1 protein-coding gene is annotated in these 2206 nt (G+C 70.5%); it reads right to left on the reverse strand.

Translation table 11 applies throughout. The features are described 5' to 3' along the window. On the reverse strand, positions 1–2202 hold a 2202-nt coding region (locus ABEB07_RS01335), incomplete at its 3' end, for a condensation domain-containing protein (RefSeq protein WP_345666646.1). Positions 2203–2206 lie beyond the last annotated feature (4 nt).

Here is a 2206-nt window from a genome sequence, read left to right on the forward strand (position 1 = left end):
ATCCAACGGCACATACGCCCCACCCGCACGCCACACACCCACCACCGCAGCCACCATCTCCACACCCCGTGGCAAACACAAACCCACCACCGACTCCACACCCACACCCCGACCCCTCAACAACCACGCAAACCGATTCGCCCACACATCCAACTCCCCATACGACAACTCCACCCCCTCACACACCACCGCCACCGCACCCGGATCCACCACCGCCCACTCCGCAATCCGCTCCGGAACCAACCCACCCACCACACCCACACCCACACCGTTCCACCCCTCCAACACCAACGCCCGCTCATCCAGGCTCAGTACCTCCACCGCACTCATCCGGACGTCCGGAGCATCCACCACCGCCTCAACCACCCGCGCCAGCCACTCCGCGAACCGCGCGGCCGCCCCCGCCTCGAACACATCAGCAGCCACAGTCACCACACCCCGCAGACCAGCAGGCGTGCCGTCGGTGTCGAAGACCTCGGTGGCGGTGACGTCCAGGTCGAACTTGGCCGTCACCGGCCGGGGCGTGCCGGCCGGGCCGGCCGGGCCGGCCGTCGGGGCCGGTACTCCGCCCGCGCGCAGTCCCGGCAGGTCGACGCTGGCCTGGGCGTTGTTCTGGAGGGTCAGCATGACCTGGAACAGCGGGTGCCGCGCCAGGGAACGCACCGGCGCCAGTTCCTCGACCAGCCGCTCGAAGGGCACGTCCTGGTGCGCGAACGCGGCCAGACTCGTTTCCCTGACCCGCTCCAGCACCTGCCCGAAGGTCGGATCACCCGACAGATCCGTCCGCATCACCAGCGTGTTCACGAAGAACCCGACCAGATCGTCCAGCGCCTCGTCGGTACGGCCCGCGACCGCCGAACCGATCGGGATGTCCGTGCCCGCACCCACCCGCGACAACGTCACCGCGAGCGCCGCCTGAAGCACCATGAACACGGTCACGCCGCGCTCACGCGCCACCTCACGCAACCGCGCATGCACGTCCGCCGACAGCTCCAGCGCCACCGCATGACCCTCGTGCGAAGCCACCGCGGGGCGGATGCGGTCGTAGGGCAGCGTCAGCTCCTCCGGAGCGTCCGCCAGCGCCTCACGCCAGAACCTCACCTGCCGCGACAGCACACTCTCCGGATCGTCCTCCGACCCGAACACCTCCTGCTGCCACAGCACATAGTCCGCGTACTGCACCGGCAACGGCGCCCACACCGGCGCCCGGCCCTCGACCCGCGCCGCGTACGCCGCCGACACATCCCGCGCCAGCGGACCCATCGACCAGCCGTCACCCGCGATGTGGTGCACCACCAGCATCAGCACATGCTCATCCGGACCCACCGAGAACAGCCGCGCCCGGACAGGGATCTCCTGCGCCAGATCGAAGGCATACCGCGCCGCCTCCGCCACCGCCCCGGCCAGCTCCTCCGTGCCCACCTCGGCGACGGTCAGAGCGAACCCGGTCTCCTCGACCGGCAGAATCCGCTGGTACGGCTCCCCGTCAGCCACCGCGAACACCGTCCGCAGCACCTCATGCCGCCCCACCACATCCCGCAGCGCACCCTCCAGCGCACCCCGGTTCAGCGCACCCGACAACCGCAGAGCCGTCGGAATGTTGTACGTCGCGCTCGGCCCCTCCAGCTGCGTCAGGAACCACAGCCGTCGCTGGGCGTACGACAGCGGCACCCGCTGCGGCCGCTCCCCCGCCACCAACGCCGGACGCGCCGCAGCCGCCTGCTCCAGCCGTGCGGCGAGAGCAGCCGGCGTCGACGCCTCGAACAATGTCCGCAGCGCCACCTCCACCCCCAGCACCGCACGCACCCGACTCACCAACCGCGTCGCCAACAGCGAATGCCCACCCAGTACGAAGAAGTCGTCTTCGACCCCGACCCGCTCCCGACCGAGAACCTGAGCGAACGCCTGGCACAGGATCTCCTCCTGCACCGTGACCGGGCCCCGGCCTCCGCCGCTCACGTACTCCGGGGCCGGCAGCGCCTTGCGGTCGAGCTTGCCGTTCACCGTCAGCGGCAGCGCGTCCAGCACCATCACCGCCGAGGGCACCATGTACTGCGGCAGCCGGCCCGCCACAAACTCCCGTACGTCGCGCGCGAGATCCTGCGGCACGGCGGCGCCTTCGCCCCGGACCGGAACGACGTAGGCGACCAGGCGTTTGTCGCCGGCTGTGTCCTCGTGCACCAGGACCGCCGCCTGACCCACCCCC

The sequence above is a fragment of the Streptomyces similanensis genome (assembly GCF_039543625.1).
Taxonomy (GTDB): Bacteria; Actinomycetota; Actinomycetes; order Streptomycetales; family Streptomycetaceae; genus Streptomyces; species Streptomyces similanensis.